Source organism: Pseudoalteromonas sp. TB51, from assembly GCF_000498055.1.
Lineage (GTDB): Bacteria > Pseudomonadota > Gammaproteobacteria > Enterobacterales > Alteromonadaceae > Pseudoalteromonas > Pseudoalteromonas atlantica.
On the sequence record NZ_AUTO01000075.1, the window covers coordinates 45004 to 63698 of the forward strand.

The 18695-nt window shown below is 42.5% G+C and carries 16 protein-coding genes and 1 pseudogene; 14 read left to right on the forward strand and 3 right to left on the reverse strand.

Annotated elements, in window-relative coordinates; genetic code table 11:
- Positions 1–9: 9 nt before the first annotated feature.
- The gene (locus tag L650_RS0103250; protein WP_004585924.1) at positions 10–468 is read right to left on the reverse strand and encodes a zinc ribbon-containing protein; all 459 of its coding nucleotides are present in this window, start codon (positions 466–468) and stop codon (positions 10–12) included.
- A gap of 174 nt (positions 469–642) precedes the next feature.
- Between L650_RS0103250 and leuS the strand changes: the two genes are divergently transcribed.
- The 13 genes and pseudogenes from leuS (at position 643) to lipA (ending at position 13717) form a co-directional block, all read left to right on the forward strand.
- Positions 643–3231 carry a leucine--tRNA ligase gene (leuS, locus tag L650_RS0103255; protein ID WP_029772179.1) on the forward strand — a complete coding sequence of 863 codons (2589 nt, stop codon included), beginning with the start codon at positions 643–645 and terminating at the stop codon, positions 3229–3231.
- Entirely contained in the window at positions 3232–3723 is a 492-nt protein-coding gene (gene lptE, locus L650_RS0103260) for an LPS assembly lipoprotein LptE (protein ID WP_024033758.1), read from the forward strand.
- The gene (gene holA, locus L650_RS0103265) at positions 3723–4760 is read left to right on the forward strand and encodes a DNA polymerase III subunit delta (protein WP_029772180.1); all 1038 of its coding nucleotides are present in this window, start codon (positions 3723–3725) and stop codon (positions 4758–4760) included. The genes lptE and holA overlap by 1 nt, the downstream gene beginning before the upstream one ends.
- Positions 4761–4771: 11 nt before the next feature.
- Positions 4772–5407: a nicotinate-nucleotide adenylyltransferase gene (nadD, locus tag L650_RS0103270; protein ID WP_024033759.1), complete on the forward strand. Its 636-nt coding sequence runs from the start codon at positions 4772–4774 to the stop codon at positions 5405–5407.
- A 54-nt stretch (positions 5408–5461) separates the two neighbouring features.
- Entirely contained in the window at positions 5462–5779 is a 318-nt protein-coding gene (gene rsfS / locus L650_RS0103275; RefSeq protein WP_024033760.1) for a ribosome silencing factor, read from the forward strand.
- A gap of 36 nt (positions 5780–5815) precedes the next feature.
- Positions 5816–6251, forward strand: a pseudogene (gene rlmH, locus L650_RS0103280) (23S rRNA (pseudouridine(1915)-N(3))-methyltransferase RlmH).
- Positions 6252–6260: 9 nt separating this feature from the next.
- Entirely contained in the window at positions 6261–8141 is a 1881-nt protein-coding gene (mrdA, locus tag L650_RS0103285; RefSeq protein ID WP_004585917.1) for a penicillin-binding protein 2, read from the forward strand.
- Positions 8138–9244: a rod shape-determining protein RodA gene (gene rodA / locus L650_RS0103290; protein ID WP_029772181.1), complete on the forward strand. Its 1107-nt coding sequence runs from the start codon at positions 8138–8140 to the stop codon at positions 9242–9244. The genes mrdA and rodA overlap by 4 nt, the downstream gene beginning before the upstream one ends.
- Entirely contained in the window at positions 9244–10008 is a 765-nt protein-coding gene (locus tag L650_RS0103295) for a septal ring lytic transglycosylase RlpA family protein (protein ID WP_029772182.1), read from the forward strand. Before rodA ends, L650_RS0103295 begins: the two co-directional genes overlap by 1 nt.
- A 310-nt stretch (positions 10009–10318) precedes the next feature.
- A complete protein-coding gene (locus L650_RS0103300; RefSeq protein ID WP_004585914.1) occupies positions 10319–11479 on the forward strand; it encodes a serine hydrolase in 1161 nt (386 codons plus the stop codon).
- A 342-nt stretch (positions 11480–11821) separates the two neighbouring features.
- Complete coding sequence (ybeD, locus tag L650_RS0103305) at positions 11822–12100, forward strand: DUF493 family protein YbeD (RefSeq protein WP_024033764.1); 279 nt, start codon at positions 11822–11824, stop codon at positions 12098–12100.
- A 19-nt stretch (positions 12101–12119) separates the two neighbouring features.
- Positions 12120–12755: a lipoyl(octanoyl) transferase LipB gene (gene lipB, locus L650_RS0103310; RefSeq protein ID WP_029772183.1), complete on the forward strand. Its 636-nt coding sequence runs from the start codon at positions 12120–12122 to the stop codon at positions 12753–12755.
- Entirely contained in the window at positions 12752–13717 is a 966-nt protein-coding gene (lipA, locus tag L650_RS0103315; RefSeq protein ID WP_004585911.1) for a lipoyl synthase, read from the forward strand. Before lipB ends, lipA begins: the two co-directional genes overlap by 4 nt.
- A 64-nt stretch (positions 13718–13781) precedes the next feature.
- Here the strand turns inward: lipA and L650_RS0103320 are convergent, their stop codons facing one another.
- A complete protein-coding gene (locus L650_RS0103320; protein ID WP_029772184.1) occupies positions 13782–16910 on the reverse strand; it encodes an efflux RND transporter permease subunit in 3129 nt (1042 codons plus the stop codon).
- Positions 16911–16912: 2 nt separating this feature from the next.
- Complete coding sequence (locus L650_RS0103325) at positions 16913–18145, reverse strand: efflux RND transporter periplasmic adaptor subunit (protein WP_029772185.1); 1233 nt, start codon at positions 18143–18145, stop codon at positions 16913–16915.
- 148 nt (positions 18146–18293) lie between these two features.
- On the opposite strand from L650_RS0103325, the gene L650_RS0103330 reads away from it, so the two are divergent.
- On the forward strand, positions 18294–18695 hold a 402-nt coding region (locus L650_RS0103330; protein WP_029772186.1), incomplete at its 3' end, for a LysR family transcriptional regulator.

Below are 18695 nucleotides of genomic sequence, written 5' to 3' on the forward strand. Positions count from 1 at the left end.
TACATATATTTAGGGTTGTAATGCCTTACGGCTAAAATAAATACCATCACATTCAATGCACGGTGTAATTTGTGTAGCGTGATAAATATCAAAACTATGGGTGCAATTCTTACATACTAATGTGCCCATGGCTATCCATTCGCCTGCGTGATACATCCCATTGTGCTTAAAATCTTGGCTAAGGGACTGCCATTCTAGCTGGGTTTTGTCTTCTATGTGTGAAAGCTCATACCATAACGACTCTTTAAGCTCTTGCCATGCAAGCGAATTATAGTGCGATTCGTTTTCTTGAACGTGTTCTATGTCGCGCTGCAAATAACTTTTATAGAGTCCGTATTTTTCTTTGCCTAGGTCTTTAAGTGCTTGCTCAGATTCAACAAATCGGGTCATTGCATCTTTTACTTCGTGATCTTTTACATCTTTTAACCAATTAGTTAAATCGCTAAGCCATGTTTTATAATCTGCCATTTTATACTCCATCAAAATCAAGGGCGTGTTGGCCTTTAACATAGATAAGTATAGGTTAACCTGCACTGAAAGTGAGATTTTAACAAAACCGTGCTTATACGCTGTGATTAGGCTTTTATTTGGGGTATCCTATCGGCAATTTTTTATTAGTTTGCAAGAAGTCTGGAATCATAGATGCAAGAGCAATATAACCCGCAAGACATAGAGTCAAAAGTCCAAAGTTACTGGGAAGAAAACCAGGTATTTAAAGTCACCGAAGATGAGAGCAAAGAAAAGTATTACTGTCTTTCTATGTTCCCATACCCAAGTGGCCGACTGCATATGGGTCATGTGCGTAATTACACCATTGGTGATGTTGTTTCTCGTTTCCAGCGCCTGCAAGGCAAAAACGTAATGCAGCCAATGGGTTGGGATGCGTTTGGTTTACCTGCAGAAAACGCCGCTATCAAAAACAAAACAGCGCCAGCTAAGTGGACGTACGAAAACATTGATTACATGCGTAACCAACTTAAGCAATTAGGCTTTGGTTACGACTGGGATCGTGAAATAGCCACGTGTCACCCAGAATACTACAAATGGGAACAATGGTTTTTCACTAAGCTGTACGAAAAAGGCTTAGTGTACAAAAAAATGTCAACGGTTAACTGGGATCCAGTTGATCAAACTGTACTTGCTAACGAGCAAGTTATAGATGGCCGCGGATGGCGCTCTGGTGCAGTGGTTGAGCAAAAAGAAATCCCGCAGTGGTTTATTAAAATTACTGACTACGCACAAGAGCTTTTAGATGACTTAGACAAGTTAGAAGACTGGCCTGAGCAAGTTAAAACCATGCAGCGCAACTGGATTGGTCGCTCTGAAGGGTTAGACATTGAGTTTACGCGTACCGACAACAACGAAAAGTTTAGCGTATACACTACACGTCCAGATACATTTATGGGTGTAACTTACCTAGCCGTTGCCGGTGGCCACCCTATTGCGCAAGAAGCCGCTAAAAACAGCGATGCAATTGCAATGTTTGTTGAAGAATGCAAAAACACCAAAGTTGCCGAAGCAGACATGGCCACTATGGAGAAAAAAGGCATTGCAACAGGCTTTTACGCGACTCACCCATTAACGGGCGAGCAAGTTCCAATTTGGGTTGCTAACTTTGTATTAATGCATTACGGCTCAGGCGCGGTTATGGCAGTACCTGCACACGACCAACGCGACTATGAATTTGCCACAGCATACGGCCTAGACATAAAACAAGTAATTGCACCAGTTGAAGGCTCAGAGCTTGAAGTAAATTTAAAAGAAGAAGCATTCACTGAAAAAGGCGTGTTAGTTAATTCTGGCGAATTTGATGGCCTTGATTTTGAAGGCGCATTTAACGCTATTGCCGACAAACTAGAAGCACTGGGTGTGGGTGAGCGTAAAGTTAACTTCCGCTTACGTGATTGGGGTGTTAGCCGCCAGCGTTACTGGGGGTCACCAATCCCAATGCTGAGCGACGAAAACGGTAACGAATTAGCCGCCACCGAAGAAATGCTGCCAGTACGTTTACCAGAAGATGTAGTTATGAATGGCGTTACTTCGCCAATCAAAGCAGACCCAGAATGGGCAAAAGCAACGGTAAATGGCGTACCAGCAACACACGAAACAGATACCTTTGACACCTTTATGGAGTCGTCTTGGTACTACGCACGTTACTGTAGCCCGCGTCACGACGAAGGCATGCTAGACCCAGCAGCAGCTAACTATTGGTTACCAGTAAACCAATACATAGGTGGTATTGAGCACGCTATTTTACACTTATTGTATTCGCGTTTTTTCCATAAGTTATTACGTGATTTTGGTTTAGTAAATTCAGACGAGCCATTCGATCGCTTACTTTGTCAGGGCATGGTACTTGCCGAAACGTTCTACCGTAAAGATGAAAAAGGCGGTGACGTATGGATTTCGCCAAGCGATGTAAATACCGAAACCGACGAAAAAGGCCGCGTAACTAAAGCATGGCATAAAGAAGATGGTGAACCTGTGTTCTCATCGGGCATGAGTAAAATGTCTAAGTCTAAAAACAACGGTATAGACCCACAAGAAGTAATTGCCCAATACGGTGCAGATACTGTGCGTTTATTTATGATGTTTACCGCACCACCAGAGCAAACGCTTGAATGGTCAGACTCAGGCGTTGAAGGCGCGCACCGCTTCTTAAAACGTATTTGGAAATACGCAGTAGATGTGAAAACAGTTGGCTACCAAGCACTTGATAAATCAGCGCTTAGTAACCCACAAAAAGTACTGCGTCGTGAGCTACACAAAGCCATTGCAAAAGTGAGCGATGATATTGAGCGTCGTCAAACGTTTAACACTGCAATTGCTGCCATTATGGAACTCTCTAATAAGTTATTAAAAGCGCCGTTAAACGATACGCAAGATGTTGCTATTGCTAACGAAGCATTAGAAGCCCTACTTATTATGCTTGCGCCAATTACGCCGCATTTATCGCACCAGTTATGGCAAGAGCTAGGTAAAGAGGGTGACATTTTAGATGCAGCATGGCCTAAAGTTGACGAGTCTGCCCTTGTTGAAGATGAAAAATTAATCATCGTACAAGTAAATGGCAAACTACGCGCTAAGCTAACTGTAGCCGCCGATGCAACACAAGAGCAGGTAGAAGCACTTGCGTTTGCTGAGTCTAACGTAACTAAATTTACTGATGGCGCAACCATTCGTAAAATTATTTACGTACCGGGTAAACTACTTAACGTGGTAGCTAACTAAATGGTTAGCTTTAACACCCTTAAAAACACATTAGCCTTAGTGCTAATGTGTTTTGTGTTATCTAGCTGTGGCTTTCATTTAAAGAAAGCCTCTAGCCTGCCAGATAACCTTAAAACGCTTACACTTAAAGGTGATGATGAAAAATCATCGTTATTTTTAAACCTTAAAAAAGAGCTTAAAGCCAGTAACGTAGAACTGACGCCTTCGGCTAAAAATGTTGCCCAGCTGTACTTACGCAAAGAAAGCATTGAGCGCCAAACCTTATCGTTGTTTCAAAATGGTCAGGTGGCTGAATACGAGCTTGCCTACGGGGTAAGTTATGTTGTTAAACGCCCAGGCGAAAAAGCCATAGAAAAACGCTTTGAGCTTTATCGTAACTACCAAGACGACCCCGATCACGCACTTGCAAAAGCAAAAGAGCTTGAGCTGCTTATTAGCGAAATTCGTAAGCAAGCCAGTGGTCGTATTGTTAGAGAGCTGTCGCAACTATAATGCGCTGTTATGCTAATCAGTTACCGAGTGAATTAAATAAAGGTTTAAAACCCTTTTATTTAGTGTTTGGTGAAGAACCGTTTCAAGAAGCGCAATGTGTGCAGCAAATACGCGACACGGCAAAAGCCCAAGGCTTTGATGAGGTAATTAAATTTACCCTAATGCAAGGGTTTGATTGGCAAGAAATTATAGCTCAATATCAAAGCATGTCTTTGTTTAGTGCGCGCACTATAATTGAGCTTGATTTAAACCAACAAAAACCTGGCACCCCAGGTAGTAATACCTTTAAAAAAATAGTCGAGTTAATTAACCCTGATACCATTTTAATTGTAAAAGGGGCTAAAGCCAGCCAAGACGTACAACGTGGCGCCTGGTTTAAAGCACTCGATAAACACGGTGTATTTGTACCGTGCTACCCGCTTGCAGGGAATCATTTAAAACGCTGGTTAGATGAACAAGTAGCACGCCTTTCTCTAAATATGCAAAACGAAGCAAAACTGAGCTTAATTAACGCTACCGAAGGCAATTTGTTAGCGTGTTTTCAGGAGATCGAAAAGCTCTCGCTACTGCATGGTAATGCCTTAATAACCCAGCAACTTGTGATGCAAGGGCTATTAAATCAAGCCAAGTTTGATATTTTTGATTTAAGTGATGCCCTATTAAATGGCCACGCCAAGCAAGCAATTAAGGTACTTAATAAACTGGCCAGCGATAACACCGAAGTGGTGAGTATTTTATGGGCTATAAATAAAGAGCTCACCAGTTTGCTCACTATTCAGCAAGGGCTTTTAAATGGCGAGCCTATCGCACAGTTATTTAAAAAAAATGGTATTTGGAAAAACCAGCAAGGCCCAGTGCAAAATGCAATTAACCGCTTAAATATTAATACCCTTGAGCAAATAAGCAGTGAGCTTGCACTGTTTGATTCAAGCTACAAACAAGGTAACTTAATTGCGCCTTACCAAGCGCTTGCCCATATTTGTATTAAGTTTTGCCAGCCGCTTGATATTCCAATGCCTTGCCACGCACTTAACTAAAGATTTTTAACATGATTGCAATTTTTGGCGGCACCTTCGACCCCGTGCATTTAGGCCACCTAAATATGGCCTCACAGTGTGTAAATACATTTAACTTATCCACGTTGTACTTTATGCCCTGTGCACTTCCCGCGCACAAAGCTGCGCCAGGTATAAGTACAGCGCACCGTATTAATATGCTCAATGCCGCTATTGCCCCTTACCCTCATTTTGCACTTGATTTAAGAGAGCTTAATCGTACTGGGCCCTCGTACTCATTGTTAAGTTTACAAGAGCTAAGAGCTGAGCACCCAGATACGCCAATTCTTTTTTTAATGGGCATGGACTCGTTTAATAACCTCGACAAATGGTATGAATGGCAAGCAATTACACAGCTATGCCATATAGTGGTTTATCATCGCCCGGGGCAAACATGTAACCCAAATAAGGCGCTTAAAAGCTATATCAGTAATGCCCACACTGAAGCGCCACAGCAACTTGCCACACACAACTTTGGTAAGCTTTATTTTTTACCTGGTGAAACCCTTGATGCTGCCTCAAGCACTATTCGAGAGCAATTAAAAAAAACCAATAAAAATAATGAACTATTACCCGAACCTGTCAGTCACTACATTAAGCAACACCAGCTTTATCAAAGTGATGATTAAAACCCCCTAGCATGTTAAAATGCACGCTATTAAATTTAAAATTGAGACAATACCTTGGATTCGAAACAACTACTTGCCTTTGCACTAGACAAAATTGACGATATGAAAGCACGCGACGTGGTACAACTAGACGTACGTGACAGCTCAGACATTACCGATTACATGGTTGTGTGTTCGGGTACTTCTAAGCGTCATGTGCAATCAATTGCTGATAACGTAGCAAAAGAAGCTCGCCACGCTGGCGAAGAACCTTTAGGTTACGAAGGTCAAGACGAAGGCGAATGGGTACTGGTAGATTTAGGTGATGTAGTTGTACACGTGATGCAAGATCACGCACGTAGCTATTACGATCTAGAAAAACTGTGGGGCTAAGCGCCACTATTTTTTAATTGAGCTTGGAAGTAATACGTGAAAATACAAATGATTGCCGTTGGCACAAAAATGCCAGCGTGGGTAGAAACCGGATTTGCAGAGTACCAACGCCGTTTTCCTAAAGATATGGCGCTTGAGTTAATAGAAATTCCGGCCGGTAAACGCGGTAAAAATGCCGATATTAAACGCATTTTACACACCGAAGGTGAAAAAACCTTAGCCGCTATTCCAAAAGGCAATCGCATTGTTACCCTAGAGGTAACAGGTAAACCACTTGATACTCACCAACTTGCTAAAAATATGGAAAAGTGGCAGNCCTGAAGGGTTAGCCCCTGAGTGCATTGCCGCCTCTGAGCAAAAGTGGTCGTTATCTAACTTAACGTTACCGCACCCTTTAGTGCGTATTATTGTTGCCGAAAGCCTATACCGAGGCTGGAGCTTAAATAACAACCATCCTTATCATCGCGAGTAACGCCTTGTTATGATTAAGCAAAGACCCACAATACGCGACCATTCCGCTGAGGCAAACTTATTTGCACGGCGCGCATTTGTGGGTTTTATTTTTGTTTTAGGCTTAGTGGCAATTTTGCTTTCTAATCTTTATACCATTCAGGTAGAAGAACACACCGACTATCAAACCCGCTCTAACGATAACCGTATTAAAGTCATTCCTATTGCGCCAAACCGTGGCCTCATTTACGACCGCAACGGTGTACTGCTTGCTGAAAACAAACCCGTTTATAACCTCGAGGTTATTCCTGAAGAGGTCGATGATTTAGCTAAATCGCTTGAGCAAGTTAGCAAAATAATTACGATTACCGAGCAGCAAAAAAAAGACTTTATTGATGACATAAAGCATACGCGTCGTTTTAAGTCGCAAGTACTAAAAGCCCGCTTAGATGAAACCGAAGTGGCCCAATTTGCGGTTAATCAGCATAAATTTCCGGGCTTTAGCATTGAAGCGCGCCTTGCACGCTTTTACCCATATGGCGATACGCTAACCCATGCATTAGGCTACGTTGCAAAACTAAACCGCAAAGAACTTAATAAGTTAGAACAAGAAGACCAAGCCACAAATTACCGCGCTACGCACGATATTGGTAAGCTTGGCATAGAAAAATATTACGAGCAGCTTTTGCATGGCCAAGTCGGATCTCAACGCGTTGAAGTAAATAACCGCGGCCGTGTTATTCGCACATTAAGTATGACTCCCCCACAGCCAGGCAGTGATTTAGTGCTTACCTTAGATATAGGTTTACAACAAATAGCCCAACATGCGCTTAAAGATATGCGCGGCGCGGTTGTAGTAATGGATGCCAAAGATGGCGGCGTATTAGCACTTTATTCAAACCCAAGTTACGACCCTAATTTATTTGTCCATGGTATTAGCAGTAAAGATTATAAAGCACTGCTAAACCCCGACCGCCCTCTTATTAACCGTGCAACTCAAGGGCGCTATGCGCCGGCTTCCACAGTAAAACCGCATATGGCCATACTGGCACTTGAAGAAAACATTGTCAGTGAAAGCACCTCGGTGTGGGATCCTGGTTTTTTTCAAATACCGAATGTTGAACATAAATGGCGCGATTGGAAACGTTGGGGCCACGGCCACGTAGATGTTTACAAAGCGATTGAAGAGTCGTGCGATACTTACTTTTACGATGCGGCATACCGCTTAGGCATAACAAAAATTAGTAATTTTATGGCCCGCTTTGGCTTTGGTGACTTATCGGGAATAGACATACACGAAGAAACCACAGCCATACTGCCCTCAAAAGAGTGGAAAGAAGGCCGCTTTAAAGAGTCGTGGTGGCGTGGCGATACTATTTCAGTGGGGATTGGCCAAGGGTATTGGACTGCCACCCCTATTCAAATTGCTAACGCGACTAACATATTGGTTAATAAAGGCATAAACCACCCGCCGCATTTAGCACAAGTGGCTAAAAAAGAAGACCAAGTGACGCAAATTAATAACGAAGAAAAACCGCCGGTGGTACTTAATAACCCTGATAACTGGCGTATCGCGCTCGATGCCATGCACAATACCGTAAAAAAAGTAACAGGAACTGCACACCGTGCATTTAAAGGCGCTAATTATGATCCTGCGGGTAAAACAGGCACAGCGCAAGTAGTGAGTATTGCCCAAGGTGAGCGTTACGATGCAAAATCACTAAAGGAGCGCCAACGCGATAACGCGATTTATATTGGTTTTGCTCCGTATGACGACCCTAAAATTGTAGTTTCAATTGTGGTAGAAAACACCGGTGGCGGCAGCTCTGTGGGTGCACCTATTGCACGTGAGCTAATGGATTACTATTTTGCAGCAAACCCAATAGAAGTTGCTAGGAATACAGCGCAATGACCGTATTAAACACCCAGCGCTCGATATGGATGCGCATGCATTTAGACTTACCGTTACTAATTGCCTTATTACTTATGATGGCAGGCAGTATCACCATAGTATATAGCGCAAGCGGCCAAGACTCGGCCATGATGTTCCGCCATATCACCCGTATGGGCGGCGCTATTATAGGCATGATAGTGCTTGCACAGTTCTCCCCCGCGACTCTTAAACGCTTAGTGATCCCCCTTTACTGTGTTGGGTTACTCATGTTGGTGGGCGTATTGCTATTTGGCGTGAGCTCAAAGGGCGCTCAGCGCTGGTTAAATTTAGGTATTACTCGCTTTCAGCCCTCAGAACTTATGAAGCTGGCAGTCCCTATGATGGTGGCTTGGTATATTGGCCGAAACCAACTTCCGCCACGTCCATTACACCTAATTATTGGCTTTGTCATCGTGATGCTGCCTACCTTATTAATTAAAGAACAGCCCGACTTAGGCACCTCAATTTTGATTGCCAGCTCAGGAATATTTGTGTTGTTTTTATCCGGTTTAAGCTGGCGTTTAATTGGTTTTTTAAGCTCGATTGTCGCACTGGCAGCATGGCCATTTTGGCACTACGGTATGCACGACTACCAAAAGCAGCGCGTATTAACGTTTTTAGACCCAGAGAGCGATCCGCTTGGCTCGGGGTATCATATTATTCAATCCAAAATAGCCATCGGCTCTGGTGGTATAGAAGGTAAAGGCTGGTTGCAAGGTACGCAATCACAACTCGAATTTTTACCAGAGCGCCATACCGACTTTATATTTTCGGTATTAAGTGAAGAGTTTGGCTTATTTGGTGTATGTGTTTTATTAAGCCTGTACTTATTTATTATCGGCCGTGGTTTATACATTGCAGTAAACGCGCAAGATGCGTTTGGTAAATTATTGGCCGGCGCCCTTACCCTCACCTTTTTTGTTTATATTTTTGTAAATATAGGCATGGTATCGGGCTTGTTGCCTGTTGTAGGTGTACCTTTACCCCTTATTAGTTATGGCGGCACCTCTATGGTGACGTTAATGGCCGGATTTGGCATTATTATGTCAATTGCGACAGATAAAAGGATGCTTTTAAAATAATGAATAAGCCTACCCAGCTGTTATTTATTTCAGCCTTAATATTTATGTTAAGCGCATGTAGTAGCGGCTCTAATAGTCGTTATCATATGGAGCACGATGCCGCACCTTTACGCGCGCCAACCGCACTTGAAATGCAAGATGCCGTTGTGGTGGATGTTAAAAAAAGTGCCAGTGCAAGTCGCCCCTACGAGGTATTAGGCAAACGTTACACACCAATGCTTGATGAAAAAGGGTATACAGAAGAAGGGATCGCTTCGTGGTACGGCCGTAAGTTTCATGGCTACCATACCTCAAACGGTGAAATTTACGATATGTTTGCCATGAGCGCTGCGCATAAAACCTTACCCCTGCCAAGCTTTGTACGCGTTACTAATACTGCCAACAATAAATCGGTGATTGTACGTGTAAACGACCGTGGGCCGTTTCATGATGACAGAATAATAGATCTTTCGTATGCTGCTGCTTATAAATTAGGCTATCACACTCACGGTACAGCCAAGGTTAAGCTAGAGGCGATTACGCTCGACAGCATTCCTGCACGTAAAACATATATACAGGTAGCTGCGGGTAGTACGCTTAGCAATATTGAAGCATTAGCTTCTACATTACGCCTGCAGTATCAAGTACCTACTAATATAGTAAAAGCAGACAACATATATCGTTTGCATTTGGGCCCGATTAAAGATGCCCAGCATGCACAAGACGTATTAAAAAAATTAAAACAAAACCAATTTCAAAACGCGTTCTTGCTTTACACTCAGTAAGACAAATACCTAAACCACGCCAAAATGTAGGATTCAGCGTTGTATTGGGGCTTAAAATCTAGGTGTTATTTTTTAAATGGCAATCCCTATAAAAAATAACAACACAGAAAATCAGCCTTAGTGAAACGCCCTGAAGCGTGGTTTAAAAACGATTTATACTGCGTTATTGATTTGAACAGTAGAGTGACTATTATTGACAATCAATGCCTTGTCTAAGTTATTTTTAATTCCAACGACGCTCGCATCTCGGGGTAGTTTGGGTATAAGATGGACTAACGCGAATTTTTAACTTTAACCATTAATGAGTATGATGAAATCAATTAAACATAAAATCCTCAAAGGTGTATGCGGCTTAGTTTGCACAGCCGCCGTATTTTCAGCCAGCGCCCAAATTATTCCGGCTCCACCTCAAATTAATGCAAAAGGTTATTTTTTAGTAGACTTTACAACAGGTAAAGTTATTGCTGAAGGTGAAGCTGATACAAAACTAGCCCCTGCAAGCTTAACTAAAATGATGACCAGTTATGTAATTGGTACAGAAATAAACGCCGGTAACATTGCACCAACCGATATGGTTACAGTGAGCGAAAAAGCCTGGGCTAAAAACTTCCCTGAATCGTCAAAAATGTTTATTGAAGTAGGCAAGCAAATAAGTGTTGATGAGCTTAATCACGGTATTATTATTCAATCTGGTAATGATGCGTGTGTAGCCATGGCTGAGCATATTGCAGGTAGCGAAAGCGCATTTGCTGATTTAATGAATGCCCATGCCGCAAAATTAGGCATGAGCAACAGCCACTTTATTAATAGCCACGGTTTAGATACAGACGAGCATTACACTACCCCACGTGATATGGCGACGCTAGGCGCTGCACTTATTCGTGATGTACCTGATGAGTACGCACTTTATAAGCAAAAATCGTTTACTTACAACGGCATTAAACAATATAACCGTAACTCTTTGTTATGGGATGAAAGCCTAGATGTTGATGGCATTAAAACGGGTCACACATCAGAGGCAGGCTATAGCTTAGTAACGTCTGCAACTAAAAACGACATGCGTTTAATTGCGGTTGTTATGGGCACATCAAGCGAGCGCGCACGTAAAGTAGAAAGCAAAAAACTACTTAACTACGGATTTCGCTTTTTTGAAACAATTACACCTTACAAAGCAGGCGACAGCTTTGCAGAACAACGTATTTGGATGGGTAATAAAGAAAATGTATCGTTGGGCATTTTAGAAGATACCCCAATTACCATTCCACGTGGTCAACATAAAAACCTTAAAGCTAACTTTGAGCTAGACAACACGCTTGAAGCACCATTAGCGAAAGGCACTAAAGTAGGTACGTTATTCTTACAACTAGAGGGCGAAGACATTGCACAATACCCACTAGTTACACTTGAAGAAGTGGAAGAAGGCAGCTTCTTTAGCAAAATTTACGACTACTTACGTTTACAAATTATGTAAACGTAAAAATAACCCGACAGTCGTTGGGTTGTTAAACGAAGCGCCTCTGTTATGAGGCGTTTTTTTTTGCTTGAAAAATGCTAGAATGCGCCCCATATAAGCAGGATCACCCTAAACCTGCCAGTCACGCTTAGCGTTATACCAATTCGGTTAATTAAGTAATCTATTTTGAGGCTGGAAAAACGTGTTGATAACTTGGCTAATAAATCGCTATTTAGTTGTTCTAAATGAGCATTTTTTAACACAGGTAGCAACACGTTTAGCCCCGCAAAATGATTAAGTCTTATTGCGGATTGATATTATCTCACGTAGCCAACATTTTTTGTTTGAGGAGTCACCGTCGTGGTTCAACCTGTTAAAAATACTAAATTTGATGAGTACCTTGAGTACCCATGTCCGTTCACATTTAAAGTTATGGGTTTAGCAAACGTTAACCTTACGGAACAAATTTTAGCTAAATTACAACCTATTGCACCTGGTGACTACGCACCAAAAGTAAAGCCAAGCAGTAAAGGCAATTATGAGTCGGTAACGTTTGTTGCCACAGTGACAAGCGGTAAACACATAGAAGAAATTTACAACGTGATCAGCAACATTGATGACGTACGCCATATGCTTTAAGCCATAGTTGAGACTTGTTGTGAACGAAAACACTTTAATCGTACGCCAACTAGGCCGTCAGCGTTACATGCCAATTTGGCAAAAAATGCAAGCCTANAGCTCGCCAGATGAAATTTGGCTTGTAGAGCACGAGAGTGTATTTACACAAGGCCAAGCTGGTAAAGATGAGCATTTACTCGCCCCTGGTGACATAGAAGTCATTAAGGTAGACCGTGGCGGGCAAGTTACTTACCATGGCCCCGGCCAACAAATGATGTATGTATTATTTAACTTGCGCCGCTTAAAAATCGGTGTGCGCGAGCTTGTTACTTGGCTTGAAGAGTGCATTATTGATACCCTTAATGAGTATGATATTAAAGCCTACGCAAAAGCCGATGCACCCGGTGTGTACGTAAACGACAGTAAAATTGCATCATTAGGATTACGTGTTCGTCGTGGTTGCTCGTTTCATGGATTAGCATTAAATGTTAACATGGACTTAAGCCCGTTTTTACGCATCAACCCGTGTGGTTATGCTGGCATGAACATGGTGCAAACGAAAGAATTAAACGGCCCTCAAAACTTAGCACAAGCAGGTGAAGGGCTGGTAAAACACATGATAAAGAAGCTTAATGCAACACAGGTTAAGCATACTGAAGGGTTTGAAAACGAATGAATAAACCAGTCAAAATGGAACCAGGTGTAAAACTACGCGACGCAGAAAAAATGGCGTTGATCCCCGTTAAAGTTTTACCTACAGAAAAAACTGAAATGTTGCGCAAGCCAGAGTGGCTTAAAATTCGCTTACCAAAATCTACCGAGCGTATCGACGGTATAAAACAAGCTATGCGCAAGCACGGCTTACACTCAGTATGTGAAGAGGCCTCGTGCCCTAACCTTTCGGAGTGTTTTAACCACGGTACTGCTACCTTTATGATTTTAGGTGCTATTTGTACTCGTCGTTGCCCATTTTGTGATGTTGCCCATGGTCGCCCACTAAAACCTGATGCAGCAGAGCCTGAAAAGCTTGCACTGACAATTAAAGACATGAAGCTTAGCTACGTGGTTATTACCTCGGTTGACCGTGATGATTTACGTGATGGCGGCGCACAGCATTTTGCCGATTGTATTCGCGAAATCCGTAAGCACAACCCAACCATTACCATTGAGATTTTAGTGCCAGATTTTCGTGGTCGTATGGACCGTGCTCTGGAGATTTTAATTGAAACGCCACCTGATGTGTTTAATCACAACCTAGAAACTGCCCCGCGTTTGTACAAGCTTGCGCGCCCGGGTGCCGATTATAAGTGGTCGTTAGAATTACTTCGTCGCTTTAAAGAAGCGCACCCAGAGGTAAAAACTAAGTCTGGCTTAATGGTTGGCCTAGGTGAAGAAATTAGTGAAATAGAAGAAGTATTACGTGACCTGCGTGCGCATAACGTTGACATGCTTACCGTTGGCCAATACTTACAGCCTTCTAAGCATCACTTGCCAGTTAAACGTTACGTGCCACCAGCGGAATTTGACGCACTAAAAGAATACGCTGATGAAATTGGCTTTACGCATGCTGCCTCTGGCCCATTTGTTCGTTCAAGCTATCACGCTGACCAACAAGCTGCAGGTAAAGAAGTAAAATAGTTACTTTTTAAAACGCATTAAAAAAGCCCTTAGCAATTAAATTGCTAAGGGCTTTTTTGTCGGTTTAATTTTTACCACTGCGTTTAAGTATATAATAAAACACAGGTGTAAGTATTAAGCCAAATACCGTTACGCCTATCATGCCAGAAAATACCGCAACGCCCATAGCTTGGCGCATTTCAGAGCCTGCTCCCGATGAAAACACCATAGGTACAACCCCCATAATAAATGCTATTGAGGTCATTAATATTGGGCGTAATCGCAACCGGCTCGCCTCTTTAATGGCATTAAATGCATCCATACCGGTATCTTGCAGATCTTTTGCAAACTCAACAATTAAAATAGCGTTTTTAGTGGCCAGTCCAAACAACACGATTAGGCCAATTTGGGTGAAAATATTATTATCACCACCATAAATAGCCACACCAATCAGCGCACTTAGCAATGTCATAGGCACAATTAAAATAATAGCGACAGGCAAACGTAAGCTTTCGTACTGCGCTGCTAAAACCAAAAATACAAGCAACACAATAAGTGGAAATACATACATTGAAGTATCGCCCGCTAAAATTTGCTGATAGGTTATGTCTGTCCACTCATACGCAATACCCATTGGCAGTGTTTCATCGAGTATTTTTTCTATTGCGGCTTTAGCTTGGTCAGAGCTATACCCTGGTGCGGGTACGCCGTTAACCTCAGCCGTAACATAGCCGTTATAATGCATTACTCTATCTGGCCCTAAACTATGTTCAATACTAAGCACTGCGCCAAGGGGGATCATATCGCCATTTTTATTGCGCACTTTTAATTGCTTAATTTGCTCTACATCTTCCCTGTACGGTGCATCGGCCTGCACATTTACCTGATACGTGCGACCAAATAAATTAAAGTCGTTCACATAAACTGTGCCCAAATAGCCTTGCATTGCTTCAAATAAGGTGTTTATTTCAAGCCCTAAGCTTAGCGCCTTTTTACGGTCTACCTTTACATCTAGCTGCGGTACGTCGGTTGTAAAACTGGTAAACGCATTAGCAAGGGCGGGGTCGGCTTTAGCCTTAGCAATTACTTCATTTGTTACTTGCTGCAAGGTGTCAAACCCTAATGAGCCTCTATCTTCAAGCTGCAGCCTAAAGCCACCAATAGTGCCCATTCCCCTTACTGGAGGAGGCGGAAATATAGCAACATTAGCGCCTTTTATTTGACTAAGTTGTTTATTTAAATCTTCCGCTATTTCAGCTGCCGACATGCGCGGGCCCTGCCGCTTTGAAAACGGCTCTAACGGTGTAAACATCATCCCCGAACTTGGGTTTATAGATAAACCATTAATGCTTAAACCTGCAAAGGCGACGGCGTCACTAACGCCTGGGTGCGCCCTGATTATCTCTGACATTTGGCGAACCACCGCTTCAGAGCGATCTAGCGATGCTGCATTAGGTAATTGCGCAAAAGCGACGAGATACATTTTATCCTGCGGCGGAACATACCCTGTTGGCGTATTTTCAAACTGCTGCCACGTTAAGGCCAGTAAACCAACGTATAGCACACCAATTATGCCGCCCTTATGCACTATTCGGCCAACGGCTCCTGTGTATTGACCCGAGGCTTTATCGAACATTTTGTTAAAAGGCGCAAATAACCAACGGCCAAATAATTTATTAATGGCACGGCTTAACCAATCGTTGTCTTGCCCATGAGGTTTGAGTAATAACGCAGCCAGCGCGGGGCTTAGCGTAAGCGAGTTAATGGCAGAAAGCACTGTTGAAATAGTAATTGTAAGAGCAAATTGACGATAAAATTGCCCTGTTAAACCGCTCATAAACGCAGTAGGAATAAACACCGCAGCAAGCACTAAAGTAGTGGCAATAATAGGCCCTGTTACTTCTTTCATTGCTTGAGTGGTTGCATCAATGGGACTTAATCCCTCACTGATGTTTCTTTCAACGTTTTCGACCACAACAATGGCATCATCAACAACAATACCGATTGCTAACACCAAGCCAAATAATGACAACGCATTAAGTGAAAATCCCATTAAATGCATAAAAGCAAAGGTGCCCACTAATGAAATTGGCACTGCCACCAGCGGAATAATAGATGCTCGCCATGTTTGTAAAAACAGCACAATTACCAACACAACTAATAAAACCGCTTCAAATAATGTATCGACTACAGCTTCAATAGAGCCCCTTACAAATACGGTAGGGTCATACACTATTTCATAGCTCATACCCTCTGGAAATAGCGCCGACAGTTCAGCCATTTTAGCGCGCACATCGTCAGAAATTTGTAATGCATTAGAGCCTGGCGCTTGAAAAACAGGCACAGCGGCAATGGATTCATTATTAAGAAGTGGCCTAAGGGTATAACTATCTGCACCTAGCTCTACTCTAGCAACATCTTTTAGCAGTGTAATTTCGCCGTTATCACCCGTTTTTACGATTATTTCTTCAAACTCGTCTTGCTCTATTAAGCGCCCTTCTACATTGATAAGCCATTGAAACTCACTGGTGCCTATGGGTTGTGCGCCTAGGCTTCCTGCCGCAGCTTGCTGATTTTGCGAGCGAATAGCATTGACTACATCACTTGGATTTAAATTGAGCGCCGCTAATTTGTTAGGCTCTAGCCACACACGCATACTGTAATCGCCTGCGCCAAATACACGTACTTGGCCCACGCCATTAATGCGCTTTAGCTCATCTTTTATAAATTGATCGCTATAATTAGACAGGTACAAACTGTCGTATCGCCCTGTAGGCGAAGTTATGTGTACCGCGAGGGTAAGGTTGGGTGATGACTTTTCGGTGACTACACCTAGCCTTTGTACTTCCTCTGGTAGGCGAGGTATTGCTCTATTTACCCTATTTTGTACCAAGGTAGTTGCTTCGTCAGGATCGCTTCCTATCGCAAAGGTGACTGTTAATGTCATGGTGCCGGCAGAGTTTGCAAGCGATGACTGGTACAGCATGTTTTCTACGCCGTTTATCTCTTGTTCAAGCACTGTGGCCACGGTTTCGGCTATTACCTTAGGATTGGCACCTGGGTAGTTAGCTGTAACAACAACTGTTGGGGGTACTACATCTGGGTATTCTGTAATAGGTAATTGCCATATGGCTATGGCACCCCCTATAAAAATAAGAATAGATAAAACCGCTGCAAAAATAGGTCGATGAATAAAAAACTGAGAAAAATTCATTATTACATGCCTATTTCAAGTGTTGGCTCGGCATTGGCTAAGCGGTTTTGATTATCAACCTTTTGCTGCCATGCTTGTAACTCGTTTAAAGTACTTTGCTTTGCCATATTAATTAATTCTGGCTTAATGAGTACGCCAGAGCGCACGCGCTGCAAGCCATTAACTACTATGCGTTCGCCGCTTTTTAAACCTTGTTTAATAACTCGTAGCTCACCCACTTTGTCGCCTAAAGTAATGGCGCGGTATTGCACTTTATTTTGCTCATCAACCGTTAAAACGTATTTATTATTTAAATCGGTACCAATGGCTTTCTCAGCAATTAAAATACCTTGCTCAGTATTGCCCCCTGCTAATTTTAAATGGGCGAATAACCCAGGTAAAATCGCGCCGTCTTGATTATTAAATACAGCCCGCACACGTAATGTACCGGTTTGGGTATTTACTTGGTTATCAACAAAATCAAGCTTGCCCCAGTGTTGGTAATTTTGCTCATTCGCTAAACGCATCGCCACAGGTAACGCGGTAGGTTGATTGTTATCAAGGTGCGCTTGTTGATAGTTAAGCCATGTTGCTTCATCAATATCAAAATAGGCATAAACCTGCTCTGTAGAGACAATAGAGGTCATTACAGTTTGCCCTGCACTGACATAGTTGCCCTCGGTAATTAACGCACGAGACACTCGCCCAGAAATAGGCGCTTCTACGCGTGTAAAGGTTTTGTTTAGCTGTGCAAGTTCAAGGGATGCATTACTTTGTGCTACGTAGGCATTTGCTTGGTCAACCTCTGCGCCTCGGGTCTCTAATAACTCTTTAGATATTGATTTACTTTTAAATAGCTCTTTAGCTCGATTAAAATCTTGCTTTGCTAGTTTTAAGCGGCTTTTTGCTTCATCAAGTTGCGCTGTTAGGCGGTTTACTTGTGCATTAAATTCGCGGCTATCAATTAAAAATAAGGTGTCGCCTTTATTTACCAGCTCACCCTCTTCAAATACTGCCGCTTCAATATAACCAGATACGCGAGGACGCAAAGACACTATTTGCGGCGACTCTAGCCGCCCTGTAAAGCTGTCCCACTCGGTTATTCGCTGACTTATTACTTCGGCCACTTCTACGGCCACCCCTTGCGTAGAATCATCATTACTTTGAATAGAACTTGGCTTATCGCTGCATGCACCCAGTATTATCGCTAATAGTGCAATAATAAACGTGTATGTAAATTTATATATAGCTGACATGGTTAACTCTCTTGCTGTACGAGTTGTGTTAAAATCTGCTTATATTATGAACGCGACTAAAGCATAAAAATAATTATATTATTGTATAAAACACATCACTAAAAATGATGTAAAATAATCTTACATTTAAAATTTATAACGGTGCTATATCCGTCCTCAAGAGCTTAATTTACTAATGATTTTTGATGCCATCATGACTGAAGGCAGTATCACTCGTGCAGCAGAGCAATTATCGCTGACACAACCTGCGGTATCTAATGCGCTTGCACGTATGCGCGCAGCGTGGGGAGAAGAGTTATTTATAAAAGATGGCCGAAATATTCAACCTACTGCATTTGCTAACAATTTATGGGGGCAAATACAGGGGCCACTTGGATCATTAGAGCATGCTATAAACCAAAGTGAATTTAACCCAGCGACAGCGCAGCGCACTTTTCGGATTTCTGCCGCTGATATATTTGTAGAAATGATATGGGGACCTCTTCGTAAAATTATTGAGCAGCAGGCCCCAGGCATTAATATCCATGCAATCCCGAATCGGGCGGTAGAG

Excerpts from the sequence above, each read along its gene's own strand:
- L650_RS0103320 (WP_029772184.1), bottom strand. The coding sequence starts at position 16,910 with ATGAATTTTTCTCAGTTTTTTATTCATCGACCTATTTTTGCAGCGGTT.
- lptE (WP_024033758.1), top strand. The coding sequence starts at position 3,232 with ATGGTTAGCTTTAACACCCTTAAAAACACATTAGCCTTAGTGCTAATG.
- nadD (WP_024033759.1), top strand. The coding sequence starts at position 4,772 with ATGATTGCAATTTTTGGCGGCACCTTCGACCCCGTGCATTTAGGCCAC.
- holA (WP_029772180.1), top strand. The coding sequence starts at position 3,723 with ATGCGCTGTTATGCTAATCAGTTACCGAGTGAATTAAATAAAGGTTTA.
- rodA (WP_029772181.1), top strand. The coding sequence starts at position 8,138 with ATGACCGTATTAAACACCCAGCGCTCGATATGGATGCGCATGCATTTA.
- L650_RS0103295 (WP_029772182.1), top strand. The coding sequence starts at position 9,244 with ATGAATAAGCCTACCCAGCTGTTATTTATTTCAGCCTTAATATTTATG.
- L650_RS0103325 (WP_029772185.1), bottom strand. The coding sequence starts at position 18,145 with ATGTCAGCTATATATAAATTTACATACACGTTTATTATTGCACTATTA.
- leuS (WP_029772179.1), top strand. The coding sequence starts at position 643 with ATGCAAGAGCAATATAACCCGCAAGACATAGAGTCAAAAGTCCAAAGT.
- L650_RS0103300 (WP_004585914.1), top strand. The coding sequence starts at position 10,319 with ATGAAATCAATTAAACATAAAATCCTCAAAGGTGTATGCGGCTTAGTT.
- mrdA (WP_004585917.1), top strand. The coding sequence starts at position 6,261 with ATGATTAAGCAAAGACCCACAATACGCGACCATTCCGCTGAGGCAAAC.
- L650_RS0103250 (WP_004585924.1), bottom strand. The coding sequence starts at position 468 with ATGGCAGATTATAAAACATGGCTTAGCGATTTAACTAATTGGTTAAAA.
- lipA (WP_004585911.1), top strand. The coding sequence starts at position 12,752 with ATGAATAAACCAGTCAAAATGGAACCAGGTGTAAAACTACGCGACGCA.